The sequence below is a fragment of the Mycolicibacter icosiumassiliensis genome (assembly GCF_900078685.2).
GTDB lineage: Bacteria > Actinomycetota > Actinomycetes > Mycobacteriales > Mycobacteriaceae > Mycobacterium > Mycobacterium icosiumassiliensis.
The window spans coordinates 2466831-2492907 of the sequence record NZ_LT546166.1 but is presented as its reverse complement, the minus strand read 5'-3'; the positions used below and the strand labels follow the sequence as shown (position 1 = coordinate 2492907).

Sequence of the window (26077 nt, the reverse complement as noted above, 5' to 3'; positions counted from 1 at the left end):
TTACGCCACCGCTCGCGGCTCTCCGATGACGGAGTACGCCGAAGCGTCGCCCTGGATGACGCGGCTGCGTTCACCGTGGACACTGATCGGAATGTCGCCGGCAAGGGTGATGCGGTGCAAACGCCGGTGTGCCTGACCGAAATCGGAGACTCCGTAGTGCTGGGTGGCGCGGTTGTCCCAGATCGCCAGGTCCCCCAGCTGCCAGTTCCACCGGACGGTGTTCTCCGGCCGGGTGATCCGCTCCTGGAAGAGCTGGAAGAGCGCACGCGACTCGGAGTGCTTGACATCCGCGATTCGTTGCACGAAGTTGCCCAGCAGCAGAGAGCGTTCCCCGCTCTCGGGGTGCACCCGCACCACGGGGTGCTGCGTCTCGTACGTGGTGGAGTTGAACGTTTGGACGTATGCCTGGAATTCCTCCGATTGCAGCAGATCGGCGTACTTCTCAAGCTGCTTGGAGTCCGTCAAGTCGAGCTGCGTGTAGTCGAAGGCGTTGCTGTGCACCGCCCAAAGCTCTTCCGCCAACCGGGCCAGCGGATTGGGCAGCTGCTCGTAGGCGGTGACAGTGTTCGCCCACAGGGTGGTTCCACCGTAGGGCGGCAGCTCTACGGCCCGAAGCAGCGACGCCTTGGGAACCCGATCCACGAACGTGACGTCGGTGTGCCAGCTGTTCGCGGCGGTGCCGCCGAACGAGTCGATGGGAAGAATGGCGCCCTCGCCCTGCAACAGCGGGTGGGGGGCCGTCGTGGTACCCAGCAGCCGGGCGAACTCGAACTGGCTGACATCGTCCAAATGGTGCTGCCCACGGAAGAAGATGACCTTGTGAGTCACCAACGCGTCGTTGATCGCGGCGACGGTCTCCTCGTCCAAGTCACCGCCCAACTGGACTCCGTCGATCCGGGCGCCGATGTATTCGCCGAGTTTCACCACGTCCAAGTCGGAGCGGGCGGAAAGCGATTGGCTGGACATGAGACTTCTCCTCTGTTGATCTGGCTGGTTTCATGAGTGGGTTCGAGTCGGCGCGCTGATGGGGATTCCACGCGCTGAACTACCGAATCTGTTTCGGCAGAGTTCTTTTTCGGTCAGATGCGGGCGTCAGCCCCAGCGGGCGGCTTCAGCGGTGTCGCGAGCGAGCATCCCCAACGTGTTGGTCTCATGGGTCGTGGCCATCGCGTGATAGGCCCGCACCAACTCCTCCATCGCCTGATTCCACTGCGCCTGCCACGCCTGATACGTCAATCCGGTATCGCCCTGCCACGCCGCATGTAATGCCGCCTGCTCACTGGCGATATCGGCACCCACGGCCTGCAACGTGCCCGCATGCCCATTCATCTCCGCGGCATGCGACAGCATCGCCGGGTAGTTGTACAGAATCTGTGACATCACACAATCCCTTCTCGTCAGAATCCGGTGTAAGTGCTTGCCGCGGCCGCGTCGGCAGCCACGTAGGTATTGCCCGCATCCGCCAAATTGACCTGCGCCTGGTCGAGCAACGCATTCACTCGCGCCGCCAAGGCCACAAACCGGGCATGTGCCCCCTGGAACGCCGCAGCCGCCTCACCAACGTGAAACGCCTGCGCCGACAACGCTGTCTGCTCCGCCTGCGCCATCGTCGACCGCATCAACGCCGCCTTGGCACCAAACGCCGACTCAGACGCCACTAACTGCGGAATGTGTGCATCCAACAAACTCATCGCTTATCTCCCTATCCACATCGATTGCCTTGTGTTCACCGACGATCAGCTCTCTGCGTTGTCTCCCACTCCTTCGGTCGACTGACCGGTCCAGCTGGCCGGTAACAGCGGCTCAATCGGGACGCCACTGAACGAATCGCCGGCCAGGGTGGCCAATCCGGCTTCTCGCACACCGTGTTTGACGACATTTCCGCCGAAACCGAGACCGCCTGCGCTGCCCTGCGATGCGATCGGTCCGCCGCACGGCGCCCATTCGGCGTCCACTTCGACGTTCATGTCGGCGTATTGCTCGCCGTGCTCATGAATCTGCGTCCGCCGCCGGCGCCGCGACCGCGACGCTCGTCGGGCGGCCGACTCCTCTACCGCGGAGTCCGATGCCGGGCTCTTTGCCTGTGAGCCGGTGCCGCTTCCGGTCCTGTTGTTCGAATCGAATCCGACTCCAGGGCCGCCACCGAATCCGGTCATGTACGGAAACGCCAATCCCGGCGCTGTGGCGGGCGCAGGCGGTGCCGGCGGTGACGCACNGGTGGGGCGGCTGCGGGGGATCCGCCGGCCGGGACGGACCCCGCCACGCTCACCACATGAACGTTCGACCCTGTGGTGGTTGACGCGGCGGGCGCCGCGACGACGTCGGGAACCGCGTCGATCACCATGGGCAGCTCGAACGGCCGTGGCAGAGCGGCCAGCGCCGCAAGCGCACTCATGCTGGCCAAGGGCGCGGCAAGACTGGAGGAGACCGCGACACTCACCTCGATGAGGGTCAGCGGATGCGCGAGCAACCACGGCGCGAGGGTCACCGGGTTGAGGAGCAGCAGGCCCACCTCCGGCTTCGCCGAAAGATTGGCGACGATGTAGTCGATCTCCTGGATCTGAGTCAACGTGTTCTTGAGCCAGTAGGCCAACGTCAGTGGGTTGGTGTAGGCGGTATATGGCAGTCCGTCGATGGTGCCGGTCACGGGGTCCCAACGCAGGCCCAAGGACGAGTCGATGAAGTCCGCGAGGCCTTCGAGGAACGGGTCGGTCCAGGTGTGGGCAGGGCCCCACGGGTCCGACGAATCCGCGGCACTCACCGGAGCCGCTGACGTGAGGATCGCCGGAGCCGCTGGGGTCTCCGGAAATGACGCGGCAGCCATGCCCGCGACCGTCTGATAGGTGCTCATCGTGGTGGCGGCCTGAACCCACATCCGCGTGTAGTCGGCCTCGTTGAGCGCAATCGGGACGGTGTTGACCCCGAAGAAGTTCGTCGCGAGCAGCACTCCGTGAACGGCGTGATTGGTGGCCAATTCGGCCATCGTCGGCATCGCCGCCAACGCCGTGACATAGGCGGCTGCCACGCCCTCATGCTGGGTGGCCGCTGCGGCACTGTCGGCGCTGGCCTGCGTCAACCACGCCAGGTAGGGCGCGTTGGCGGCCACGTAGGTTTCCGCGCTCGGCCCCTGCCATGTCCCGGCCTGTACCGCTACCAGCACCTCGGTGAGTTCCGCGGCCGCCGAAGCGGACTCGGCGCTCAGTGTTTTCCATGTCGCGGCCGCAGCCAACACCGAGCCTGGGCCCGGGCCACTGCTCAACAGTGCGGAATGGGCCTCCGGCGGCAATGCCATCCACGCCGGCGCGGTCACACTGACCACCCGAGTTCGGACAGCGCAGTCCGCCCCTTCGACCCAAACGCCCATTCCGCCAACAGCTGCGGAACAGACGCATCCAACAAACTCACGGTTGATCTCCAATTCGCCATCGATTGCCCTGCGTTCACCGACGATCAGCTATCGCCGGTCGTGATCCACGTCTTCACTCGACTGACCGGTCCAGGTGCTCGGCATCAACGGTTGAACGGGAAGCCCACTGAACGAATCCCCGGCGAGAGTGGTCAAACCCGCCTCTTGCACATCGTGTTTGACAGCGCCGACGCCGAACCCGAGCTGTCCCGCGTTGCTCTGCGAAGCACTCGGGGTGTCGTCTGGCGACTCCCATTCGGGGTCGACAGTCATGTCGGCGAACTGGTCGCCGTGATCGTGTAACTGCGTCCGCCGGCGCCGGCGCTTGCGTGCCTGCCGGCGCGCGGCGGATTCTTCGGCCGCGGAGTCCGAAGCCGGGCTCTTCGCTCGTGCACCGGTGCCGGTTCCGGTTCTGTTGGTGGAATCGAAGCCAATCCCGGGACCGCCACCGAATCCGATCATGTAGGGGAACGCGATTCCCACTCCCCCGACTGCCGCCGGCGCCGGTGCCGGCGCCCCTGCACCGGCAGAGGCGCTGGCCGGCAGCCCTGCCGCCGGAGATCCCCCAGCGGGCACTGACCCGGCCACGCTCACCAGGTGCGGGCTGGAGACCGTCGCCACCGGGGCCGGCGCCGCGGCGGCGTCGGGCACCGAGTCGACCAGAAGAGGTACGTCGGTCGGCCAGGGCAGGGCTGCCAGTGCCGCGAACGCACTCAAGCTCGCCAACGGCGCGGTAAGGGTAGACGCTATTGTGGCGCCGAGTTCGATGGCGACCAGCGGGTGCGCGATCAAGAACGTCGAGAGGGTCGCCGGGTTGAGCAAGAGCAGGGCGACTTCCGGGTGAGCCCCCACGTTTGCAATGACGTAGTCGACCTCTTGGATGAGGGTGACGGTGTTCTTGACCCAATACAACCCGGTCAGTGGGTTGGTGAAAGCCGAATAAGGTAGCCCGTTGATAGTGCCGGACCCGGGCTCCCAGTTGACCCCCACATACCGCAGCACCTGCGCGATACCGTCTAGCAAGGAATCAGTCCAGGTGTGGGCCGGGCCCCACGGGTCTGCTGGATCCGAGGTCTCCGCCGGCGCTGCCGACTTCAGGATCGCCGGCGCCGGAGGGGTCTCCGGCGTTGACGCCGCGGCGGCGCCCGCAACCGCCTGGTAAGTGCTCATCGTGGTGGCGGCCTGAACCCACATCCGCGTGTAGTCGGCCTCGTTGATTGCGATGGGGACGGTGTTGATTCCGAAGAAGTTGGTCGCCAGCAAGACGCCGTGAACCGTGTGGTTCGCGGTCAGTTCCGCCAGTGTCGGCATCGCCGCCAACGCGGCCGTATAGGCGGCGGCCACAGTCTCATGCTGGGCGGCCACCGCGGCACTGTCGGCGCTCGCTTGCGTCAGCCAGGCCAGGTAGGGCACATTCGCTGCCGCGTACGATTCGGCGCTGGCGCCCTGCCATGCCCCACTCTCTACGGCCCCCAGCACCTCGCTGAGTTCTTCTGCCGCCGAGCCGTATTCGGCGCTCAAGGAACTCCACGTCCCAGCTGCTGCCAACACCGGGCCGGGACCCGGCCCACTGCTCAAGAGTGCTGAATGAACCTCCGGCGGCAATGCCATCCAGGCCGGGGCGGTCACGCCAGCGGCCAATTCGGATACGCCGACGCCGCGGCGGCATCGCCCGCGACGTAGCTGACGCCAGCCTCGCCCACTCCGATCCCTGATCGGCCGAGTTCGGCCGTGCCCTGGGTCGCCACCACTTCATGCCGGCTGCCGAAGAGGCTGAGCGTGGCTGCGCTCTGCAGTGAGACCGGGTCGGCTGCAGGAGGAACCACCGCCGTGATCACCGGCGCCGCGCTGGCGTGTGCTGCCGCCAGTTTGGCTGTCAGTGCTTCCACGCGTGCGCAGGCGGCGGCCAGTCCTTCGGGGACGACATGTAGCGGCATGACCAATCTCCTTCCGCACTGGGTGGCAAATTCCTTGCAACGGCCTCGTGGGTACCCATACGACCACCAGGGCCGAATGCGTGTCGACCACCGACCCGAGTCGCACTGCCCCACGGTGGCAGGAGACGAGCCGCGAATGGCATCCGGGCCGTGGCGAAATTTGTTGTACTGAAACATGTTTCAGCATTCAACGAAGTTATGTTAATCCTGAAAAGGGGTTGGAGTTGAGTTTGAATCAGTAGGTTCCGAAAGGTGCACCGGCACTTGAACATCGAACGAGACAGGCAAGCAACGCTGGACGCTGATTCGGACGTACGCAGCCTTTGCCCTGGAGAACGACACCTTCATACGGTCGATTCATTGAATGACGCTGTCACACAGCGCCTTACTGTCGAAGTTAAGGCTCATTGGTGCGTGCGGATTCGCAGGCAGGCTTCACGGTGAACAGCGTGATGGACTCGACGACAGAATGATTCGCGTCGAGGAACTGCGCGGCGCCGCGAACTCGGCGACGCGCAAGAAGATCCGACCGTCTTCGCCGTCAGGCGAATCGGCGAGATGACCGCGGCTATCGGTGGCGAACGTATGGGCCGCGAGTAGGAAGTATCGAAGCACAGCCAGAATGTGGCGTACCGACTGTGGCAATTTTGACAGGTGCCCGCTTCGCGGTCACCGAACGGGTAACCCGGCCCGTGATGTCACGGGAAGCAGGAGCGACATCGCCCCTGGCGGTTCAGCTGACGGTCCCGCGACTCCTGGCAGCCCGGCACCACTCGGCCGGTGACCTGCGTGGGAGCGGCCATCAGGACCTCCGTGGATTGGTGGATCAGCATGCGGGCCCGCCGCGACGCGCGCCCGCTAGTCAAGCGACTACACCGAAGTGGTGCGGCTAGCGTAGCGATGTGGCTGACAATGATGCAACAGGCGCCCGAGTCGACGACAACGCTTCGGCGGCCCGCGAAGAGGCCATTGCCGCAGTGCTGATCCATGCGGCCGACCTGTTCGCCGAGCGTGGGCCCGCGGCCACTTCGATTCGCGACATCGGCGCTCGGTCTGGGGTGAACCATGGACTGGTGTTCCGGTACCTCGGAACCAAGGATCAGCTGGTCAAGGCGGTTTTGAATCATCTGGCCGACGAAGTTTCCACGGCGGTACAGGCCGGCGCGTCGGCGGACGTAATCGCGGCCAAGACCGAGCTGCAATGGCGGGTGCTGGCCCGCGCCATCCTCGACGGTTTCCCGGTCGGGCAGCTCCAGGAGCGGTTCCCCATCGCAGCAAATCTGGTGAAGCACGTCCAGTGCAGCTACGAAGAGGAGCTCACCGGCCGTCTCGCTGCCGCCAATGTGATTGCGCTGCAGTTGGGTTGGCAGCTGTTCGAGCCGTTCCTGCGCTCAGCGACGGGGATCGAGGAGCTATCGTCGGCCGACCTACGGCAAAGCCTTAACGGTGAGATCGCTCGGATGCTGAAAGCCAGCCCCACAGAGCTGTACCGGATTGCATTCCCGGTGAGCTAAACGGGAGCCGGCCGCGATCGCCTATTCGGCGTCGAGTGCGGCGAGGACCTCGTCGGACAGGTCCACGTTGGTCCAGACGTTCTGCACGTCGTCGCTGTCCTCAAGAGCCTCGACCAGCTTGAACACCTTACGAGCCCCCTCAACATCAACAGGGACGCTGACCGACGGCTGGAAGCTGGCCTCTGCGGAGTCGTAGTCGATACCGGCATCAACCAGCGCACTGCGGACCGCCACCAGATCACCCGGCTCCGAAATCACCTCGAAGCTGTCCCCCAAATCATTGACGTCCTCAGCACCGGCATCCAACACCGCCGCCAACACGTCATCCTCGGTCAAGGAGTTCTTGTCCAAGGTGACCATGCCCTTGCGGCTGAACAGGTAGGCGACCGACCCGGGATCGGCCATCTGGCCACCGTTGCGGGTCATCGCCACCCGCACCTCACTGGCAGCACGGTTGCGGTTGTCGGTCNACATCAACAGGGACGCTGACCGACGGCTGGAAGCTGGCCTCTGCGGAGTCGTAGTCGATACCGGCATCGACCAGCGCACTGCGGACCGCCACCAGATCACCCGGCTCCGAAATCACCTCGAAGCTGTCCCCCAAATCATTGACGTCCTCAGCACCGGCATCCAACACCGCCGCCAACACGTCATCCTCGGTCAAGGAGTTCTTGTCCAAGGTGACCATGCCCTTGCGGCTGAACAGGTAGGCGACCGACCCGGGATCGGCCATCTGGCCACCGTTGCGGGTCATCGCCACCCGCACCTCACTGGCAGCACGGTTGCGGTTGTCGGTCAGGCACTCAATGAGCACCGCCACGCCGTTGGGCCCATACCCCTCATAGGTGATGGTCTGATAATCAGCCCCACCGGCTTCCTCACCAGCACCACGCTTCCGCGCCCGCTCAATATTGTCGTTGGGAACCGAACTCTTCTTCGCCTTCTGAATAGCGTCAAACAACGTCGGATTACCCGACGGATCGCCACCACCAACCCGCGCCGCAACCTCAATATTCTTGATCAACCGAGCAAAATTCTTGCCACGACGAGCGTCAATGACAGCCTTCTTATGCTTCGTGGTCGCCCACTTGGAATGGCCGCTCATCGATTGCCCCACCTCACTGTCGCATCAAAACTTTGCGCGACGAGTCTACGTGTCAGTCCTGGTCGCGCGCCGGGGGCTGCTCGGGCGGGAAGAACCCCGGTGCCCAGCGCTCGATCAGCGCGGCGTAGTCGACGTGCGCGTCCAGCTGCACCGCGACTCCGAGCAGGCCGCCCAGGGTGCGCAGCAACATGACGTAACCAGCGGGAATGGTCAGCCGGCGAGCCATCTTGAATCGGTCGGCAAAGCCTTCCGCCATCGGATCGGTGGTGACCAGCGCAGACTTCTGGAACCACTTGCGGGTGAAGTGGAACTCCCCCGAACGCAGCGGATCGATGTAGGGCCACAGCGGCTGGATGTACTCCACCAGCTGCTCGGCACTCAGGTCGTAGTCGTTCGGCATGAATCCGAGTTGCTTGAGCAGCCGGATCGCCTCGTCCCACTGCTCGTCACGCGCCCAGCACAGCAGTTCGGCGAACCCCGGGGGAATACCCTCGGGGTGTTCGGCGACCGCGCCGAAGTCGATCACGCCCAGCCGGCCGTCGGGCAGCATCATGAAGTTGCCCGGGTGCGGGTCGGCATGCACCAGTCCGACGCGGGCCGGTGAGCTCAAGGTGAACTCCAGCAGCAGCGCGCACGCGGCGTCTCGCTCCGCTTTGGTGCCACTGTTGATGATCGCCGACAGGCGCCGGCCGTCGATCCACTCCGAGACGATGACTTTCGGCGCGCTGGCGATCACCGCTGGCACAAAAAACTTCGGGTCTCCGGCATAGGCCTTGGCGAAGGCGCGCTGATTGTCGGCCTCCTGCCGGTATTCCAGTTCGGCTTCCAGGGTGTCGTTGATCTCCGAGATCAGCCGGTCCACATCGGCGCCGGGAACCACTTGCTTGGCGACCCAGTTGAATCGCTGAATCAGCTTGAGGTCGGCGCGCAGCGCCTCGTCGGCACCGGGATATTGGATCTTCACCGCGACGTCGCGGCCGTCCTTCCAGACTGCCCGGTGCACCTGCCCAATGCTCGCCGAAGCAGCGGGGGTGTCGTCGAAGGACGCGAAACGCTCTCGCCATTTGGTGCCGAGCTGGGCGTCGAGCACCCGATGCACCTTGGCGGCCGGCAGCGGAGGCGCCTCGCTTTGCAGCTTGACCAACGCCTCGCGGAATGGCTCGGCGAATTGCGGAGGAATCGCGGCCTCCATCACCGACAGTGCCTGGCCGACCTTCATCGCGCCGCCCTTGAGCTCACCGAGTACCTTGAACATCTCGTCGGCGGCCTTCTCCAGGAGCTCGGCGTTGACCTCGTCTTTGGTCTTGCCGGTCATCCGCTTGCCCACACCGAGCGCTGCGCGGCCTGCGACTCCGGCCGGGAGGCTTGCCAGTTTTACTGCGCGGCGAAATCCGCCCCGCGCGAGATCTGCCATGCGGACATCATGCCTGGCCGGTTCCAGCGACAGTAGTCCCGGTCACCCAACTGCCGGCTGGCTGCGAAGGCGATGGTCAGGCCTGCCCCGCGACAATGTCGACGAAGAGCCGGTGAATCCGGCGGTCGCCGGTCACCTCCGGGTGAAACGAGGTGGCCAGCACGTGCCCTTGCCGCACCGCGACCGGATGGCCGGCGGCCTCGGCGAGTACCTGAACACCAGGGCCGATCCGTTCCACCCAGGGTGCCCGGATGAACACCGCGTGCACCGGCTCGTCCAGACCGTCGAAGTCGACGTCGCCCTCGAACGAATCGACCTGACGACCGAAAGCGTTGCGCCGCACGGCCATATCGATCCCGGACAACGGGATGGCGGCGCGCCCCGGTGCGCCGGCATCGATGATCTCGCTGGCCAGCAGGATCATTCCCGCACAGGAACCGTACGCCGGCATCCCGTCGGCCAGCCGAGCCCGCAGCGGGTCCACCAGCTCCAGCTCGCGCAGCAGATGACTGATCGTGGTCGACTCCCCACCGGGAATCAGCAACGCGTCGACCGCGTCCAGTTCACAGCGGCGGCGTACCGGCACCGGATCGGCCCCGGCCGCGCTCAGGGCGGCGAGGTGTTCACGGACGTCGCCCTGCAGTGCGAGCACGCCGATGTGCGAGCCGCTCACTGGCCGGTCGGCTGATATCCGGACGGATAGCGGGTCAGCCCCTCCTGCATGACGGCGGCCACCATGTCCCCGGATCGGTTGTAGATCTTGCCCTGGGTCAACGCGCGGCCGGCGCCCGCCGACGGCGATGACTGGTCATAGAGCAGCCATTCGTCGGCCCGGAACGGGCGCATGAACCACATCGCATGATCCAGCGACGCCACCTGCAGGTGGTCCCGCTCACCGGGGTGGATCGCCCAGGAGGTGCCCAGCAGGGTCAGGTCGCTCATGTAGGCGAGCGCGCAGATGTGCAGCACCGGATCGTCGGGCAGCCGGTCGCGATGGCGGAACCAGACCTGCTGCTCGGCGACCTTGCCGGGCATATGGGGCAGCTGCTCGCGCGGCACCCGGCGCAGGTCCCACTCGGCGAACGCCTTGAAGCCTTCGTCATCGAAGGCTTTCATCGCGGCGATGTCGGGCAGGTCTTTGGGGTCGGGTGCGTCGGGCATCACATCTTGGTGCTCAATGCCCTGTTGTTCGGTCTGGAACGAAGCCGACATGTTGAAGATGGTTTCGCCGTGTTGGATGGCGTTGACGCGCCGCGTACAGAACGAACCACCGTCGCGGACCCGCTCGACCAGGAACACCGTGGGCGCCTTGGCATCACCGGGACGCAGAAAGTATCCGTGCAGCGAGTGGACCCGGTAACGGGGATCTACCGTGCGCACCGCCGAGACCAGCGCTTGACCGGCGACGTGCCCGCCGAAGGTGCGCTGGTTGTCCGCGGACAGCGGGCTGAACACGCTCCCGCGATAGATGTTGACCTCGAGTTGTTCGAGATCGAGGATCTCTTCGATCGCCACGCTATGACCGTCTGCTCTGCACGCAAGCGCTCATCGCCACTTCTACCAGCCGCGTTCGGCAAGCCGGTGCGGTTGCGCGATGTCCTCCACGTTGATGCCGACCATCGCCTCGCCCAGCCCGCGCGACACCTTCGCCAAGACATCGGGGTCGTCGTAGAAGGTGGTGGCCTTGACGATGGCCGCGGCGCGCGCTGCGGGGTCTCCGGACTTGAAGATGCCTGAGCCGACGAACACGCCCTCGGCGCCGAGCTGCATCATCATCGCCGCATCCGCGGGGGTGGCGATGCCGCCGGCGGTGAACAACGTTACGGGCAGCTTCCCGGCCCTGGCTACTTCCGCGACCAGCTCGTAGGGCGCCTGCAGTTCCTTCGCCGCAACGAACAATTCGTCTTCGGAAAGCGACGTGAGCCGGCGGATCTCGCCACCGATGGAACGCATGTGGGTGGTGGCGTTGGAGACATCGCCCGTGCCGGCCTCACCCTTGGAGCGGATCATGGCCGCGCCTTCGGTGATCCGGCGCAGCGCCTCGCCCAGGTTGGTCGCCCCGCACACGAACGGCACGGTGAACCGCCACTTGTCGATGTGGTGGGTGTAGTCGGCGGGCGTGAGCACCTCGGACTCGTCGATGTAGTCCACCCCGAGGCTCTGCAGGATCTGCGCCTCGACGAAGTGCCCGATTCGCACCTTGGCCATCACCGGGATGGTGACCGCGGCAATGATGCCCTCGATCATGTCCGGGTCACTCATCCGCGAAACGCCGCCCTGGGCACGGATGTCGGCGGGCACCCGCTCCAGTGCCATCACCGCGACGGCGCCGGCGGCCTCAGCAATGCGGGCCTGGTCCGGGGTGACGACGTCCATGATGACGCCGCCCTTGAGCATCTCGGCCATGCCGCGCTTGACCCGGGCGGTGCCGGTCTGTTCGCTGGTGGTCACGCCGTTCTGGCCGTTCTGGCCGTTCTGCGACCCGCTATCCACTGTTGCCCCTCATCGTTGCTGGTCCTGCTACCCAACCAGCATAGTGGGCAACCACCAGCGAATTTTCCGCCGATGCCGCGAGCGCGCCTGTTCACATGGTCAAGACCATGCGGTAGCGGGCGCGCCCGGCTTCCATGGCGGCATATGCCTCGGCCGCCTGCGCCAGCGGCCGCTCTTCGATTCGCGCCGAGCGTGCGGGCGTCAGGTTCCTTGGCGGCTCCGGAGGTAGCGGGAACGATTTGCCCGAGGCGTGTTCAGCCTAAGCCGCGCAGGTCAGGAAATCCGGCGAAGACTCCCATCGGCTCCGGTGCTGCCGTCGGCCGATCGAGCAGCCTCGGCGAGACGATCACCCAGTTGCAGCGGGTAGACCTTTTGACCGCCGGCGGCCAACACCGCGATCTCTGCGGCGTCACACCAGCGGTGACCGTGCAGGCAGCGCTGCTCCAACCCGGTCCGGCCGGCCCCGGATGGCTCGAACCGCGCGGTGCGATAGGCGAAGAAGAACTCCTGGCTGTCGATGCGCTCGCCGTTGAACGTGAAGACGGCGTCACGCCGCCAGATCGGTCCCACCAGCTCGCCCGGGTCGACTTGCAGACCGGTCTCCTCGGCCAGTTCACGGGCCGCCGCCTCGGCGAGCGGCTCGTCGGGCAATACCTGACCGCCGACGGTGAACCACCAGCGCGGCGCGTCGGCACCCAACGCCGGATCGGAGCCGCACAGCAGCAGCACCGATCCCGCCTCGTCGAGCAGCACCACCCGCGCCGAGATGCGCGGATCCAAGACGCCGCGACCACCGTGAGCGACCATGCCTGCCCGCTCCACGATCTCGAAATACGTTGGCATCGGGGCTGTTCCACCCAGGTGCAGGACTCTCACCAACGGACGTTCACGCAGTGCCACCGTGTCGCGGACCGCATCGTTGTGGAACCGGCGGGCCAACAGCACTCTCGCTTCGGCGTCCGCCAACTCAGCGACCATCACGTGCGGCAGCGACTCGGCGTCGACCATCGCCAGCTCGGCTGAGAGCGCGTTCTCGGCAGCCTCCCGCGCGGCGCGCGGTGCCCGCTCGGCGGCATCGGCCAGGGCGGGCCACCACTGCGCGGCGCGCCAGCGCCCCGTCCAGCGCCTGCCAGGACAGATCGCAGCGCACGTGCAGCCGGTTGAGCCGGTTGGCGGTCTGGTAGGCCCAGGCCACCGCGGCAGCCAGCACCGCCACCCCGACCAGCACCAGTACGGTCGCCACGATGGTCAGCTCCATCAGTCGCCCACCGTCACCTTGCTGCCGACCCCGGCGACCGTCTCGTAGACCCGGATGATCTGGTCGGCGACCACCGGCCAGTCGAAGCGACGCACCGCCTCGGCGCCGGCCGCCGCATACGACGCCCGCAGCGCGTCATCGTCGAGGAGCTCGATCAGGGCGGCGGCCAACGCCGCGGAGTCGTCGACCGGCACCAGCCGGCCGGCCTCCCCGTCGCCCAGCACCCGACGAAAGGCGTCCAGGTCGCTGGCGACCACCGCGGTGCCGGCGGCCATCGCCTCAGCCAGCACGATCCCGAAGCTCTCCCCGCCGGTGTTGGGCGCGCAGTACACGTCGGCGCTGCGCAGCGCCGACGCCTTCTCGGCGTCGTCGACCTGCCCCAAGAAGCGCAGATGGCTCGACAATTTCCCTGCGCTGCGGCGCAATTCGTCCTCATCGCCTCGACCGACGATCAATACCTGCACGTCGCTGTGCCGCTCGACCAGCGCCGGAAGCGCGCCCAGCAGCACCGCCATCCCCTTGCGGGGCTCGTCATAGCGGCCGAGAAACAGCACTGTCCGCCCCGCTCGCGGATAACCCGGTAAGGGCTGCGCCGTGGCGAACGCAGCCACGTCGACCCCGTTGGGGATCTCCACCGCGTCCGAGCCCAGGGCCTCCATCTGCCAGCGCCGGGCCAGATCCGAGACCGCGATGCGGCCGATGATCTTCTCGTGCATCGGCCGCAGCAGGGCCTGCACCACGCTCAGCGTCAGTGATTTGGTCGTCGAGGTGTGAAACGTCGCCACGATCGGGCCCTCGGCCACGTTCAGCGCCAGCATCGACAGGCTGGGGGCGTTCGGCTCATGCAGGTGCAGTACGTCGAAATCACCCTGCATGAGCCACTTCTTGACTTTGCGGTGCGCAGCCGGGCTGAACTGCAGTCGGGCCACCGAGCCGTTGTAGGGGATCGCGACGGCCTTACCGGCCGACACCACGTAGTCGGGCAGCACGACATCCGGTGACGCCGGTGCCAGCACGCTGACGTGATGCCCGCGGCCGCGCAGCACCTCCGCCAGCTGCAGCACATGTGCCTGCACCCCGCCCGGTACATCGAACGAGTAGGGGCAGACCATGCCGATCCGCATCAGGTCTCCCCCAAGCGCGCCCGTCGCGATTCGGGAAGGTCGACGATCCACTGCGGCTGCATCATGTGCCAGTCCTGCGGGTAAGCCGCGATACCCTCCTCGAACTTGTTCGCCAGCGCCTGGGTGATCACGCCGACATCCCCACCACTGCAGTCCAGTGGGGCACCGAGGTCGACGCCCCAGCCTGCGCCCTCGAACCAGACATGCGCGGGCAGCAACGCCGCGCCGGTCGCCAGGGCGAGTTTGGCCGGACCGGCCGGCATTCGGGTCGGCTCGCCGAAGAAATCGACCGGCACCCCGTTGCGCGTCAGGTCGCGGTCGGCCATCAGACACACCAGCCGGTTGTCATTCAGCCGCTCGGTGAGAATCTCGAACGGCGGGCGCGCACCACCGGACGACGGCAAAACCTCAAAGCCCAGACCCTCCCGGAATGCGAGGAACCGCCGGTACAGCGACTCGGGTTTGAGCCGTTCGGCGACGGTGGTGAATCCGCCGTAGGTCTGGGCCATCCACACCCCGGCCATGTCCCAATTGCCACTGTGCGGCAACGCCAGCACCACCCCGCGGCCGGCTTCGAGCGCGGCGTTGACATTGTCGCGCCCCCGCACCGATTCGTGCAGCTGCGCTGCCAGCGCCGCGTGGTCCATGGCGGGAAGGCGGAACGCCTCGCGCCAGTACCGGGCATAGGACGCCAGCGAGGCCCGCATCAACTCCGCCGGCACCTGCGGCGGGGCCACCCCGATGACGCGGGCCAAGTTCTTGCGCAGCTGCTCGGGTCCCCCGCCGCGGGCCGCGTACCAGGCGCCGGCGTCGAAGGCGTTGCGGGCGAGCAATTCCGGCATTGCGCGCACCAGCATCCAGCCCGCGGCGAATCCGGCGTCGGTGGCCCAGGCATCCAGCGCACTGAGCCCGGGAACTCGCAGGCCGCTCGGGATGAAAGTCACGGTCCCGTGGTTTCCTCGCCATCGGAGCCGTCGGCCACCTGCGGCAACGGCTCAACCGCGCCCGGCGAGGTCCGCACGGTGTGCAGCCGCTGGACGCAGGTGATCAGACTGGCCACCGCCAGCAGCCACATCGCCACCGGCAACGCCCACGGCAGCGGGAAGACCGGCAGGCCGGACAATCCGGCGCCCACCAGCACGATGATCAGCCGTTCGGGCCGTTCGATGTAGCCGCCGTCACCGCGTAGTCCGCTGGCCTCCGCGCGGGCCTTGATGTAGGAGATCACCTGCGAGGTGACCAGGCAGATCAGGGTGGCCACCACCAGTGGCGGGTTGTCCAGGCCGAACGCCGCCCACCAGGCCAGTCCGCAGAACACCGCACCGTCGCTGATCCGGTCGCAGGTGGCGTCCAGGACGGCGCCGAATGCGCTGCCGCCGCCGCTTTGCCGGGCCATCGCCCCGTCGACCATGTCGAAATGCACGAAGAACCAGACGACCAGGGTGCCGGCGAACAGCTGACCGGTCGGGAACAGCGTCAGCGCCGCCAGCACCGCGCCGGCGGTGCCCACCATCGTGACGATGTCGGCGGTCAGGCCGGCTCGCAACAGCACTCGCGCCACCGGCGTGGTGATGCCGGCGAACGTTGCCCGGGACAGGAACGGCAGTCTGCTCATTGCTGTTTGGCCCACTCGTCGGCGAGCAGCCGGCGGGTGTCGCGCAGCAGTTGCGGGATGACTTTGGCGCCGCCGACGATCGTGATGAAGTTCGCGTCACCGCCCCAGCGGGGCACCACGTGCACGTGCAGGTGTTCGGCCAGCGACCCGCCGGCCGACTCGCCGAGGTTCAGCCCGACATTGAATCCGTGCGGGCGTGAGACTGCCTTGATGACGCGGATCGCCTTCTGGATGAATGCCATCAACTCGGCGCCCTCGTCGTCGGTGAGGTCTTCGAACTCCGAGAACCGCCGGTAGGGCACCACCATCAGATGCCCCGGGTTGTAGGGGTAGAGGTTGAGCACCGCGTAGACGTGCTCACCGCGCGCCACCACCAGCCCGTCCTCGTCGGAGAGCGTGGGGATATCGGTGAACGGCCTGGTGGATCGCGCCGATCCGGAATCCGCACGCTTGAGCGGCGCCTCGGCCAGATAGGTCATCCGGTAGGGCGTCCACAGTCGCTCCAGCCGGTCGGGCTCACCGGCGCCGGTGTCGACGATCGCCTCCTCGCCGGCCTGGTCGCCGCTCACGGCGCCTCACTCGTTTCGGGGCCCGACTCGAGGACCGTCTTGAGCGCCTCCGCGGTCGGCACGGTGTTGGCGCGTGCGGCGATCCAGCCGGCGATGGCCGCCACCGCCTCGTCGCGCGGCACCCCGTTGATCTGGGTGCGGTCGGCGAACCGGAAGCTGACCGCGCCGGCCTCGACATCGCGGTCGCCGGCCAGCAGCATGAACGGCACCTTCTGGTTGGTGTGGTTCACGATCTTCTTCGGCATCCGGTCGTCGCTCGCGTCGACCTCGACCCGCACTCCGTGGCGGCGCAGTTGCGCGGCGAGGTCGTCCAGGTAGGCCACGTGCTGGTCGGCGACCGGGATGCCGACCGCCTGGACCGGCGCCAGCCAGGCGGGGAAGGCGCCGGCGTAGTGCTCGGTCAGCACCCCGAAGAAACGCTCGATCGAACCGAACAGCGCCCGGTGAATGAGCACGGGTCGTTGGCGCGTCCCATCAGAGGAGGTGTACTCCAACTCGAAGCGATCGGGCATGTTGAAGTCGAGCTGGATGGTCGACATCTGCCAGCTGCGGCCGAGGGCATCCTTGACCTGAACCGAGATCTTCGGTCCGTAGAACGCCGCGCCGCCCGGGTCGGGCACCAGGGTCAGCCCGGACGCCTCGGCGACCTCGCGCAGGGTGTCGGTCGCCTCCTCCCACACCTCGTCGGAGCCGACGTACTTCTCCGGGTCCTTGGTGGACAGCTCCAGGAAGTAGTCGTCCAGGCCGTAGTCGGCGAGCAGGTCCAGCACGAAGCGCAGCAACGAGGCCAACTCGTCGCGCATGTTCTCCCGGGTGCAGTAGATGTGCGCGTCGTCCTGGGTCATCCCGCGCACCCGGGTCAGCCCGTGCACCACGCCAGACCGCTCGTAGCGGTAGACGCTGCCGAATTCGAAGAGCCGCAACGGAAGTTCCCGGTAGGAGCGGCCACGCGACCGGAAGATCAGGTGGTGCATCGGGCAGTTCATCGGCTTGAGGTAGTAGTCCTGGCCGGGCTTGCGCAGGGTGCCGTCCTCGGCGAACTCCGCGTCGATGTGCATCGCCGGGTACATGCCCTCGCGGTACCACTCCAGGTGCCCAGAGGTCTCGTAGAGTTCGGACTTGGTGATGTGCGGGGTGTTGACGAACTGGTAGCCGGCCTCGATGTGCTTGCGCCGCGAGTACTCCTCCAGCTCCCGGCGGATGATTCCGCCCTTGGGGTGGAAAACCGGTAGTCCCGAACCGATTTCGTCGGGGAAGCTGAACAGGTCCAGCTCGACGCCGAGCTTGCGGTGATCGCGGCGCAGCGCCTCCTCGATCAATTCGAGGTGACTGTCCAGCGCCTCCTGCGATTCCCAGGCGGTGCCGTAGATGCGCTGCAGGCTGGCGTTGTTCTGGTCACCGCGCCAGTAGGCGGCCGAGGACCGGGTGAGCTTGAACGCCGGGATGAACCGGGTGGTCGGGATGTGCGGGCCACGGCACAGATCACCCCAAACCCGTTCCCGGGTCCGGGGATTCAAGTTGTCGTAGGCGGTCAGTTCGTCGCCGCCGACTTCCATGATGTCGCTGTCGCCCGATTTGTCGTCCACCAGCTCCAGCTTGTAGGGCTCGCCGGCCAACTCGGCGCGAGCGGCGTCCTTGGACTCGTAGACGCGCCGGGAGAACAGCTGCCCATCCTTGATGATGGCGCGCATCCGCTTCTCCAGCTTGGCCAGATCCTCGGGGGTGAACGCCTCGGGCACGTCGAAGTCGTAGTAGAAGCCGTCGGTGATCGGCGGACCGATGCCGAGTTTGGCGGCCGGAAACAGGTCTTGGACCGCCTGGGCCAGCACGTGGGCGCACGAGTGCCGGATCACGCTGCGGCCGTCGTCGGTGTCGGCGGCCACCGGGGTCACCTCGACGTCGACCTCGGGAATCCAGCTCAGGTCGCGCAGTCGGCCCTGCGCGTCGCGCACCACCACAATGGCATCCGGGGCTCCCCGGTCGGGCAGGCCCGCCGCGCGTACCGCCGCGGCCGCGGTTGTCCCGGCAGCCACCCGGATCGGGCTTGCCGGGGCGGGGATGGCGGGCGCGGTCATGACGTGGTCTCCAAGGGGGTGCTAGGGGCTAGAAACGTCCGCGACCATGCTATCGGGGTACTGCTGGCGAACCGTTCGCGAGTACACCCGCGTCATGGTTGGCCGGGTTTGAGCACCACGAACAATGCCTCTCCGTCGGTCAGCACGGTGTCGCCGTCGCACAGCCTGGTCTCGACGTAGATTTTGCGGCCCTCGGTACGGCTGACCCAGGCTTCGACCTGCAGCTCCTTATCGATCGGGACGATCTGGCGGTAGTTGAGATGCAGGTAGGCGGTGCGCTGATAAGGCCCCCCGGTCAGCATCCAGGACGCAGTTCCCAGCACTGAGTCGAACAGCAGCCCGATCGCCCCGCCGTGCGCCGCACCATTGCGGCCCAGGTGAAACCTCCGGAACTTGGCCCAGCCGCGCAGTCGCCCGTCATCGTGCTTCTTGAGCTTCATCGGCACCGGCAGCAGATTGCCGCGCATCGGCAGGTCCAGCCGGCGCCCCGACGGTGACGACCATTCGTCGGTGTCGTAGGGGGCCAGCAGGTCGCAAACCTCCTGCAGTGCGTCGGCGGCGCGGGTGATCACCTCGGCGGGGGCGTCGACGGCGCGGGCGTGATCTTGCAGCGCGCGCATGGTCTCCAGGAACCGGCCATAGTCCGGCCCGCCCCTCTCGGTCGGTTCGGGCGGGTTGAAACCGCCGCCGGCGTGTGGGGCATTCACCCCCCTATTTAACGTTCCGGCGATTGCGGTGCCGGCGGCACGCCCGCGATGGCAGGGTTGGACCGTGGACTTGAGCACGCTGCGTGAATTGCCGCTCACCTATGCCGAAGTGGGCGCCACGGCTGGATCGCTTCCTGCCGGGTATCACCACCTCGACCTGAGTGCGCCAATCGGTAAGGGCCGGAGGCGTTTTGAGCAGGCCGGTGACGCGGTATTGCGCTGGGGCATGCAGCGCGGCGCCGGAGTGGGTGTGCGGGTGGATACCGACAGCGATGTCGCCGATGTCGGCACGGTGGCGTTGGTGCGGCTCGGTCTCATGAGCGCGCCGTGCCGGGTGGTCTATGTCGTGAACGAGCCCGACCGGCGCGGCTTCGCCTACGGCACGCTGGCGGGCCATCCTGAATCCGGCGAGGAGCTGTTCTCGGTGCGTTACGACCCGGCCGATGAGACGGTGTACGCGCAGGTGCGGGCGTTCTCCCGGCCCGCCACCTGGTGGACGAAGGTAGGCGGTCCGGTCGGGCGGTTGACACAGCGCGTGATCGCCAGGCGCTATCTGCGGGCGGTGTGATCCGGATCAGCTCCAGCGCGCCAACAGACGCTGCGCCCCGGTGCACAGCTCGTCGAGGACCGCTGCCGCCAGGCGGTTGTCGGTGAGCATGCCCACGCCCTGACCCGCGTCGACCGGGGCGACGCGCTGGTCGTCGGCGGCAATCCCGGCGGCCAGTTCCGCGCCCGCCTCCCGGTCGTCGGCCAGGGCGTCCTCGCGGCCGGTCCAGCGGCTGGTGAACTCGTTGCGCAGCACTCGTGACGGGAACCGCGCCGCGGGCGCCCTCGCCGGTCAGCGCCTCGGAGCACGCCGAGAAGACCGTGCCCAGCCACGCCCCGGCGGCACCGGCGGCCAACACCGCGGCCAGGCTGCGCGGCCCGCAGATCCCGCCGGCGGCCAGCACCGGAATCTCGACGGTGTCCAGGACGGCGTCGAGCAGGGGCAACGTGGCCAGCCGGATCTCCCCGTGGCCGCCGCCCTCGGCGCCACGCGCCACCAGCACGTCCAGCCCGGCGTCTTGGGCACGCCGGGCACTGTCGGCGTCATAGACCTGAGTGGCAGCCAGGATCCCGGCCGCGTGGGCGCGCTGCACCCAGGACAGGTCGGCCCCGAAGCTGACCGAGAGCAACGTCGGATGGGCAGCCAGTGCGGCCTCGAACAGGTCCGGTTGATCGCGGATCACCCAGTCCACCAACCCGATCCCGAACCGGGGCGCGGCGCCGAGCGCGGCCAGCTCGGTGGCCAGCGACGCCGCCGTGGCGGTGCTGCCCATCCCGATCATGCCCAGCCCGCCCGCGGCGGTGACGGCGGCGGCCAGCCGGCCACCGGCCACCCCGCCCATCGGGGCATTGAGGATGGGCAACCGCAGCCCGGCCGCCTGCGACCAGGGTGTGCTCAGCGGCACGCTCAGTGCGAGGCGCTCTTGGCGACAGTCAGCAGCACCACGGAGTCTTCCAGCGACTCGAGCGCGTGGCGGGTGCGCGGCAGGGTGACGAGTTCACCGGCCGCCCCCTCCCAACTGTCATCGCCGGCGGTCAGCCGCACCCTCCCGCGCAACACCTGCAGGGTCGACTCCCCCGGGCTGTCGTGCTCGGCCAGCGACTGGCCGGCCTGCAGTGCGACCAGGGTCTGGCGCAGATGGTGCACCGATCCGCCGTAGACGGTGTGGGCCGCTCGACCGCTGTGATGTTGGGTGGCCTCGGCGAGCTTCTCGTCGGCCAGCACGTTCAACGAGGTCGATTCCATCGGTTCTCCTTCACACTCGGTGGGACAAGTTCAGCGAGACAGCAGCAGGATGCCCAACGGCACCAGCGCGGCGACCTTGATCAGCTCCAGCGCCACGTAGGCGTAGTGCGCCCGCGAGCGGGGCGCCTCGAGTCCGGACAGCACCTGGTCAGCGCGTCGACCCAAGGCCGGGCGCACCGCGAGCACCTGAGCCGCCAGCATCGCCAGGGCAACCGCATATGTCACAGCGATGCCGACCGTCGGCCGCTCGAACGCGAACGTGACCGCGATAACCGCGGCCAGCACGAATTCAGCGGAGTTGAGCGCCCGAAAGACCAGCCGGCCGATGCCTAGACAGATCGGAATGGTCGCGTTGGGTGCCCGAAACTTCAGCGGCGCCTCCATGAACGAAATCGCGGTCACCATCCCCAGCCAGATGAATGTCGCAGCGATGGCAACCGAGGCGCCGGCACTCACCCGGTGGTCCCGTCGGCACCCACGGCGGTGGGAGGCGCGGCCTCGACCGGGCTTCCGTTGAGGTTCGCCGATTTCAGGTGCGCCACACACAGATCGGGCTTGGCGAAGGGGTCGAGTCGGTCGACGGTCACCGGCGAGTCCCAGGCCTCCAGCGCTCCCTGCATCAATCCCAGATGGATCGGGCAGACCACTTGGGTGGAAGTTTCGGCGAGCTCCAGGAACGGGCAGTGGCGCAGCCCGAGTTGCTCGTCTCCGGTGGCATCGGGTTCCAGGCGTTCGGGTTCGAAGCCCAGCTCATCGAGCATCTCGAGCAGATGATCGGTGGATTCCTCGGCGTCGACGGGCCCAGACGGTTGGTGCAGCGGCCGCAGCCGATGACCCCATGCCCGGCCGGCAGCCAACGCTTTGCCGCTGGGATCGGAGTCGGCGGCCAATCCGATGGTGAGGATCTCGGCGAGCAGCCGGAACCGGCGGGTTCCGCCCCGGTCCATCTGCCGGATGGCCCGGAACATCAGCGCCGGCCGTCCCCGCCCTTTGTGGTCGGGTTCGGTGTGCTCGACGCGGCCTTCCTCAACCAGGGTGTCCAGGTGAAAACGCACCGTGTTGGGGTGCACCCCCAACTCGTCGGCGATCTGCGCGATGCTCAGCGGGTCCTCGGCGGCCTGTACCAGCCGCAGAACGTCGAGGCGACGTCCTCCAGGTGGCACAGGCGGCTTGGCGATGTTGCTCACTCCCCCTGGGGTGGGTAACTGGCCACCAGCGGGGTGTCGATGCCCAGCGGGCCGATCTTGGCGGCGCCGCCGGGTGAGCCGAGCGCCTCATCGCGCCCGGGCAGGGCCTCGGTAAAGAACTCCGCGTTGTCGGCCAGGTGCGGTTGGAGCTCGTCCGGGAGGTCATCTTCGTAGTAGATGGCCTCGACCGGGCACACCGGCTCGCAGGCTCCGCAGTCCACACACTCATCCGGGTGGATGTACAGGGCTCGACCGCCTTCGTAGATGCAGTCAACCGGGCACTCCTCCACGCAGGCCCGATCCATCACGTCAACGCACGGCTTCCCGATCACATATGCCATGGGCAGAGAGTTTACACAAGGGATTTTGTAGAAACTAGAAAGGCGGACCTAAATCCCGCGGGCCGAATGCGACCCCCCTAGGCCGCCCCGCAGCGGCCGTCCCACCGACCTTAGAACGATTGCGCTCGTTGAGGATTCACGACAAATCGCCAGCTCGCTTGGTGGCGATTCCGTGAGCGCGCGGTGGGAGGCCTCCAGTGCCGCGATGCGAGGCCGTCGAGTAGAAACGAAGGATGACTGACGCCCCCCGCTACCGTGCCTCCGCCGACTTCCCCAGCCTTCGGTTCGAGCCCGGCGGCAACGGCGTGCTGGAGCTGGTGCTCGACGCGCCAGGACTCAACTCGGTGGGCCCGCAGATGCACCGCGACCTCGCCGACGTGTGGCCGGTTATCGATCGTGATGACGACGTGCGCGCGGTGCTGGTGCGCGGGGAGGGCAAGGCCTTCTCCGCGGGCGGCAGCTTCGACCTGATCGAGAAGACCATCGGCGACTACGCCGGACGGATGCAGGTGCTGCGGGAGGCCCGCGACCTGGTGCTGAACATGGTCAACTTCTCCAAGCCGGTGATCTCGGCGATCAACGGGCCGGCCGTCGGCGCCGGACTGGTGGTGGCGCTGCTCTCGGACATCTCGGTGGCCGGGCGCACCGCTCGGTTGATCGACGGCCACACCAAGCTCGGGGTGGCCGCCGGCGACCATGCGGCGATCTGCTGGCCGCTGCTGGTGGGCATGGCCAAGGCCAAGTACTACCTGCTGACCTGCGAGACGCTGCACGGCGAGGAGGCCGAACGGATTGGCCTGGTCTCCAAGTGCGTCGACGACGATGAGGTGCTGGCCACCGCGACCCGCATCGCCGACGATCTGGCGCACGGCGCCCAGGACGCGATCCGCTTCACCAAGCACAGCCTCAACTATTGGTATCGGCAGTTCGCGCCGGCCTTCGAGACCGCGCTGGGGCTGGAGTTTCTCGGCTTCTCCGGTCCCGACGTGCACGAAGGCCTGGCCGCCATCCGAGAGAAGCGCAAGCCGCAGTTCGGCTGAACCGGGCCGGGCCGGCGCTCAGACCTGGTGCGCGGCGAGCGCCTGTTCCTTGGCCCAGCGGTAGTCGGCCTTGCCCGAGGGTGAGCGCTGCACCTTTGCGCAGAACACCACGTCCTTGGGCAGCTTGTAGCGCGCGATGTAGTTGGCGGCCTCGGTGACGATGTCGTCGGCCCCGGCGTCGGCGCCCTGCGCCAGCTGCACCACCGCGACGACCTCGTTGCCCCACCGCTCGCTGGGCCGGCCCACCACCACGACGTCGTACACCGCGGGGTGCTGGGCGATCGCGGCTTCGACCTCCTCGGCGAAGATCTTCTCGCCACCGGAGTTGATCGTCACCGAGTCTCGGCCCAGCAGCTCGATGCCGCCGTCGGCGTCCCAGCGCGCCCGGTCACCGGGGACCGAATGCCGGATTCCCTCGATGACCGGGAAGGTGCGCGCGGATTTCTCCGGGTCACCGAGGTAACCCAGCGGCACATATCCCTGCTGCGCCAGCCAGCCGATCTCGTCGTCGCCGGGCGTGAGAATGCGGGTCATGTCCTCGCTGACCACGACCGCGCCCGGGTTCGGGGTGAAGCGGCCGGTGGATGCCACCGCGCGGCTGGTGGTCTGTCCCATCTGCGCCCCGGTCTCCGAGGAGCCGCCGGCGTCGAGGATCGACAGCTGCGGCAGCAGATTCAAGATCCGTTGCTTGATCGGCACGGTGAGCGGCGCACCGCCGCTGGCCAGCACGAACAGTCCCGACAGGTCATAGTGCCCGGCTGCCGCGTTTTCTAACGCGTCGGCGAGCGGACGCGCGAAGGCATCGCCGACGATCGACAGCGAGATGACCCGCTCCTTGGCCGCCAGTTCCCAGGTCCCGACCGGGTCGAACCGGTCGGTGGTCGCCGACATCACGAACGGCCGCCCGCCCAGCAGCGTGATGAAGGCCGCCCACTGGGCAGCGCCGTGCATCAACGGTGCCACCGTCATCGAACCTGCCGCCCCTGCCGCTCGGGTGCGTTCGACGATCTCCTCCAACGTGGTGGGCACGGCACCGGTGCCGAACTCACGGCCGCCCATCGCGTTGATGAAGATGTCGTGCTGGCGCCACAACACGCCCTTGGGCATGCCGGTGGTGCCACCGGTGTAGAGCACATAGAGGTCGTCCGGGGACAGCTCCAGGCCCAACGGTTCGGCGGAGGTGGCGGCCAGCAGCTCCTCGTAGCGGACCGCACCGGGCAGCGGCGCATTGCCGGAATCGTCGTCGACGTGGATCAGCGGCATCGCGGGCAGCCGGTCACCGGCCTGCTGCAACGCTTCGGCCAATGTGGGGGCATACCGGGCGTGGTACATGATCGCCTCGGTGGAGGCGTTGGTCAGCAGGTAGACCAGTTCGTCGGCGACGTAGCGGTAGTTGACGTTGAATGGCGCGACCCGGGCGTAGTAGGCCCCGAGCATGCCTTCCAGATATTCGTTGCCGTTGGCCAGGTACAGCGCGAGGTGGCTCTGGCCCGATTCATCGGGAGCCAGCTCGGACCGCTCGCGCCGTGCGCCCAGGCCGCGCTCGTGCAGCGCCCGCGCCAACCGGCGAGACCGGTCCTCGATCTGCTGGTAGCTGAATCGCCGGTCGCCGAAGACGATGCAGTCCCGGTCGGGATTGGCCGCCGCCACTGCTGAGAACACTTGGGCGAGGTTGAATTCCACTGCCGCTCCTCGATTCGATCGCAATGCCTGGGCAACGCTACTAGGTGACGCATATTCGACCGCGGACAGTTCGCGACGGGCATTCCTGTGCAACGTCAGGCATGCTTGGCCGCATGTCGGTGGATGTCCTGCTGTACTCGATCCCGCCCGTCCTGGTCTACCTGCTGGTCGGCGCGGTGATCGGGATAGAGAGCCTGGGTGTCCCGTTGCCGGGCGAGCTCATACTGGTCGGAGCCGCGCTGTTGTCATCGCGGCACGAGTTGGCGGTCGACCCGGTCGGGGTCGCGGTGGCGGCGGTGATCGGCGCGGTGATCGGCGACTCGATCGGCTATTCGATCGGCCGGCGATTCGGTATGCCCCTCTTCGACCGCCTGGGCCGGCGATTTCCGAATCACTTCGGTCCCGGCCACGTTGCCTTCGCCGAACGGTCCTTCGGCCGGTGGGGCGCCAGCGCGGTGTTCTTCGGCCGCTTCGTCGCGCTGCTGCGCATCTTGGCCGGCCCGCTGGCCGGGGCCTTGAAGATGCGCTACCCGCACTTTCTGGTCGCCAATGTGACCGGCGCGATTCTCTGGGCCGGTGGGACCACTGCCCTGGTCTATTACGCCGGGGTGGCGGCCGAGCACTGGCTGTCCCGGTTCTCCTGGGTGGCGCTGCTGATCGCGCTGCTCGCCGGGCTGATCGCGGCCCTGGCGCTGAGGGGCCGCATCGGCGCCCAGATCGCGGAGTTGAACGCCCAACATCGTGCCGAGCCGGACCCGGTTACCGAATAGTCAGCGAATTGAGGGGCGAATAAGGGTTGTCCCCGCAACACCGCCGG

The 26077-nt window shown here is 67.2% G+C and carries 25 protein-coding genes and 5 pseudogenes; 4 read left to right on the top strand and 26 right to left on the bottom strand.

Features of this window, described 5'->3' with window-relative positions; all coding sequences use genetic code 11:
- From BN4346_RS35975 to BN4346_RS35950, 7 genes and pseudogenes are all read right to left on the bottom strand, one after another.
- A complete protein-coding gene (locus BN4346_RS35975; protein ID WP_067972692.1) occupies positions 1–966 on the bottom strand; it encodes a TauD/TfdA dioxygenase family protein in 966 nt (321 codons plus the stop codon).
- A gap of 126 nt (positions 967–1092) precedes the next feature.
- Positions 1093–1380: a WXG100 family type VII secretion target gene (locus BN4346_RS35970; protein WP_067972689.1), complete on the bottom strand. Its 288-nt coding sequence runs from the start codon at positions 1378–1380 to the stop codon at positions 1093–1095.
- A gap of 17 nt (positions 1381–1397) precedes the next feature.
- Positions 1398–1691, bottom strand: a complete 294-nt coding sequence (locus tag BN4346_RS35965) for a WXG100 family type VII secretion target (protein ID WP_067972686.1) — start codon at positions 1689–1691, stop codon at positions 1398–1400.
- Between the two features lie 45 nt (positions 1692–1736).
- Complete coding sequence (locus BN4346_RS50050; protein WP_067972684.1) at positions 1737–2156, bottom strand: PPW family C-terminal domain-containing PPE protein; 420 nt, start codon at positions 2154–2156, stop codon at positions 1737–1739.
- A gap of 596 nt (positions 2157–2752) precedes the next feature.
- Positions 2753–3310 (bottom strand): annotated as a pseudogene (locus BN4346_RS50045) (PPE family protein); the annotation flags it as partial.
- 144 nt (positions 3311–3454) lie between these two features.
- Positions 3455–5035, bottom strand: coding sequence for a PPE domain-containing protein (locus tag BN4346_RS35955; RefSeq protein ID WP_067972678.1), 1581 nt, complete (start codon positions 5033–5035; stop codon positions 3455–3457).
- Positions 5032–5343 carry a PE family protein gene (locus BN4346_RS35950; protein WP_067972675.1) on the bottom strand — a complete coding sequence of 104 codons (312 nt, stop codon included), beginning with the start codon at positions 5341–5343 and terminating at the stop codon, positions 5032–5034. The genes BN4346_RS35955 and BN4346_RS35950 overlap by 4 nt, the downstream gene beginning before the upstream one ends.
- Before the next feature lie 902 nt (positions 5344–6245).
- On the opposite strand from BN4346_RS35950, the gene BN4346_RS35945 reads away from it, so the two are divergent.
- Positions 6246–6857, top strand: coding sequence for a TetR/AcrR family transcriptional regulator (locus tag BN4346_RS35945; protein WP_078058643.1), 612 nt, complete (start codon positions 6246–6248; stop codon positions 6855–6857).
- A gap of 21 nt (positions 6858–6878) precedes the next feature.
- Here BN4346_RS35945 and BN4346_RS35940 read toward each other — a convergent pair.
- From BN4346_RS35940 to BN4346_RS35880, 13 genes and pseudogenes are all read right to left on the bottom strand, one after another.
- A pseudogene (locus BN4346_RS35940) lies at positions 6879–7325 on the bottom strand (YebC/PmpR family DNA-binding transcriptional regulator); the annotation flags it as partial.
- A pseudogene (locus BN4346_RS35935) lies at positions 7324–7962 on the bottom strand (YebC/PmpR family DNA-binding transcriptional regulator); the annotation flags it as partial. The pseudogenes BN4346_RS35935 and BN4346_RS35940, both read right to left, overlap by 2 nt.
- A 52-nt stretch (positions 7963–8014) precedes the next feature.
- Positions 8015–9376, bottom strand: a complete 1362-nt coding sequence (locus tag BN4346_RS35930) for an ABC1 kinase family protein (RefSeq protein ID WP_067972672.1) — start codon at positions 9374–9376, stop codon at positions 8015–8017.
- Positions 9377–9452: 76 nt separating this feature from the next.
- Entirely contained in the window at positions 9453–10049 is a 597-nt protein-coding gene (pdxT, locus tag BN4346_RS35925) for a pyridoxal 5'-phosphate synthase glutaminase subunit PdxT (protein ID WP_067972670.1), read from the bottom strand.
- The gene (tesB, locus tag BN4346_RS35920; protein WP_067972667.1) at positions 10046–10891 is read right to left on the bottom strand and encodes an acyl-CoA thioesterase II; all 846 of its coding nucleotides are present in this window, start codon (positions 10889–10891) and stop codon (positions 10046–10048) included. The genes pdxT and tesB overlap by 4 nt, the downstream gene beginning before the upstream one ends.
- 42 nt (positions 10892–10933) lie before the next feature.
- On the bottom strand, positions 10934–11869 hold the full coding sequence (pdxS, locus tag BN4346_RS35915) for a pyridoxal 5'-phosphate synthase lyase subunit PdxS (RefSeq protein ID WP_067972664.1): 936 nt from the start codon (positions 11867–11869) through the stop codon (positions 10934–10936).
- Between the two features lie 273 nt (positions 11870–12142).
- Positions 12143–13127: pseudogene (locus BN4346_RS35910) on the bottom strand (NUDIX hydrolase).
- Entirely contained in the window at positions 13127–14251 is a 1125-nt protein-coding gene (locus BN4346_RS35905; RefSeq protein ID WP_067972660.1) for a glycosyltransferase family 4 protein, read from the bottom strand. The pseudogene BN4346_RS35910 and the gene BN4346_RS35905 overlap by 1 nt, the downstream one beginning before the upstream one ends.
- A complete protein-coding gene (locus BN4346_RS35900) occupies positions 14251–15174 on the bottom strand; it encodes a phosphatidylinositol mannoside acyltransferase (RefSeq protein WP_235653742.1) in 924 nt (307 codons plus the stop codon). Before BN4346_RS35900 ends, BN4346_RS35905 begins: the two co-directional genes overlap by 1 nt.
- Positions 15175–15191: 17 nt before the next feature.
- Positions 15192–15866, bottom strand: coding sequence for a phosphatidylinositol phosphate synthase (pgsA, locus tag BN4346_RS35895; RefSeq protein ID WP_067972654.1), 675 nt, complete (start codon positions 15864–15866; stop codon positions 15192–15194).
- A complete protein-coding gene (locus tag BN4346_RS35890; protein WP_067972651.1) occupies positions 15863–16435 on the bottom strand; it encodes an HIT family protein in 573 nt (190 codons plus the stop codon). The genes pgsA and BN4346_RS35890 overlap by 4 nt, the downstream gene beginning before the upstream one ends.
- Positions 16432–18510: a threonine--tRNA ligase gene (gene thrS / locus BN4346_RS35885; RefSeq protein ID WP_067972648.1), complete on the bottom strand. Its 2079-nt coding sequence runs from the start codon at positions 18508–18510 to the stop codon at positions 16432–16434. Before thrS ends, BN4346_RS35890 begins: the two co-directional genes overlap by 4 nt.
- Positions 18511–18602: 92 nt before the next feature.
- Positions 18603–19217 (bottom strand): PaaI family thioesterase, encoded by a 615-nt coding sequence (locus BN4346_RS35880; RefSeq protein ID WP_067972644.1) that lies wholly within the window; start codon positions 19215–19217, stop codon positions 18603–18605.
- A 64-nt stretch (positions 19218–19281) separates the two neighbouring features.
- On the opposite strand from BN4346_RS35880, the gene BN4346_RS35875 reads away from it, so the two are divergent.
- Complete coding sequence (locus tag BN4346_RS35875; protein ID WP_067972641.1) at positions 19282–19785, top strand: DUF1990 domain-containing protein; 504 nt, start codon at positions 19282–19284, stop codon at positions 19783–19785.
- A 6-nt stretch (positions 19786–19791) separates the two neighbouring features.
- On the opposite strand, the pseudogene BN4346_RS35870 reads toward BN4346_RS35875, so the two are convergent.
- The 5 genes and pseudogenes from BN4346_RS35870 to fdxA form a co-directional block, all read right to left on the bottom strand.
- Positions 19792–20605, bottom strand: a pseudogene (locus BN4346_RS35870) (NAD(P)H-dependent flavin oxidoreductase).
- A 65-nt stretch (positions 20606–20670) separates the two neighbouring features.
- Positions 20671–21009 carry a cupin domain-containing protein gene (locus BN4346_RS35865; RefSeq protein ID WP_067972638.1) on the bottom strand — a complete coding sequence of 113 codons (339 nt, stop codon included), beginning with the start codon at positions 21007–21009 and terminating at the stop codon, positions 20671–20673.
- A gap of 30 nt (positions 21010–21039) precedes the next feature.
- Positions 21040–21465, bottom strand: a complete 426-nt coding sequence (locus BN4346_RS35860) for a hypothetical protein (RefSeq protein ID WP_067972636.1) — start codon at positions 21463–21465, stop codon at positions 21040–21042.
- On the bottom strand, positions 21462–22196 hold the full coding sequence (locus BN4346_RS35855; RefSeq protein WP_067972633.1) for a helix-turn-helix transcriptional regulator: 735 nt from the start codon (positions 22194–22196) through the stop codon (positions 21462–21464). Before BN4346_RS35855 ends, BN4346_RS35860 begins: the two co-directional genes overlap by 4 nt.
- Positions 22193–22537, bottom strand: coding sequence for a ferredoxin (gene fdxA / locus BN4346_RS35850; protein ID WP_024441594.1), 345 nt, complete (start codon positions 22535–22537; stop codon positions 22193–22195). The genes BN4346_RS35855 and fdxA overlap by 4 nt, the downstream gene beginning before the upstream one ends.
- Before the next feature lie 233 nt (positions 22538–22770).
- On the opposite strand from fdxA, the gene BN4346_RS35845 reads away from it, so the two are divergent.
- Positions 22771–23577 carry an enoyl-CoA hydratase/isomerase family protein gene (locus tag BN4346_RS35845; RefSeq protein ID WP_067972629.1) on the top strand — a complete coding sequence of 269 codons (807 nt, stop codon included), beginning with the start codon at positions 22771–22773 and terminating at the stop codon, positions 23575–23577.
- Between the two features lie 18 nt (positions 23578–23595).
- Here BN4346_RS35845 and BN4346_RS35840 read toward each other — a convergent pair whose 3' ends face one another.
- Complete coding sequence (locus BN4346_RS35840) at positions 23596–25260, bottom strand: acyl-CoA synthetase (protein ID WP_067972626.1); 1665 nt, start codon at positions 25258–25260, stop codon at positions 23596–23598.
- 113 nt (positions 25261–25373) lie between these two features.
- Here BN4346_RS35840 and BN4346_RS35835 point away from each other — a divergent pair, with 113 nt between their 5' ends.
- Positions 25374–26030 (top strand): DedA family protein, encoded by a 657-nt coding sequence (locus BN4346_RS35835; RefSeq protein ID WP_067972623.1) that lies wholly within the window; start codon positions 25374–25376, stop codon positions 26028–26030.
- The last annotated feature ends 47 nt before the right edge of the window (positions 26031–26077 follow it).